Annotated in this window: 1 protein-coding gene; it reads left to right on the top strand. The window is 46.4% G+C overall.

Features of this window, described 5'->3' with window-relative positions:
- Positions 1-471: hypothetical protein (locus JNC80_RS20035; RefSeq protein ID WP_376711428.1), on the top strand; the 471-nt coding region annotated here is incomplete at its 5' end.
- Positions 472-507: the final 36 nt, after the last annotated feature.

Here is a 507-nt window from a genome sequence, read left to right as displayed (position 1 = left end):
AGTACAAGACTGCACTTAACAAAAAATCATCTGGTGGTTTCAAAACAGGGATTTGACGCGGACAATCCATCATTGGCCGAGGGTGACAAGCTCTTTGACAGTGATTGGTTGTTCTCCAGCACGATTGTGGAAGTTGGTCTGCATATTGATCAATCCAGTTATAAAATGGATCCACCGCCGCAGAATTTGACCCGTTGGGATGAGCAAACGGATTGGTCTGCGCCGCAGATTATCAACTTTCAGCCATTGGATTATGTTCCGACAGTGTTGCTAATCAGCCTGTCTGATCCTCGGTATTGGGGCAATCATGGCATGGTATTGCTAGGCGCTCAGCCTCTCATCAATCGGCCAAGTGATTATTGGCGCACGGGCGAAATAACCGTCACCAATAGTCGCATAACAATCCCGCGAATTCGCAACCCTGCTGGTTATTATCGGGAGAGCTTTATTTATCTGGTGATGGGGATATGACATGGATGAAAATATCCTTATCGGCAAAAACGGTAA

The sequence above is a fragment of the Pseudochrobactrum lubricantis genome, from assembly GCF_041929865.1.
Taxonomy (GTDB): domain Bacteria; phylum Pseudomonadota; class Alphaproteobacteria; order Rhizobiales; family Rhizobiaceae; genus Pseudochrobactrum; species Pseudochrobactrum saccharolyticum.
The sequence above is the reverse complement of the archived record's forward strand: the minus strand, read 5'-3'. Positions and strand labels throughout refer to the sequence as shown.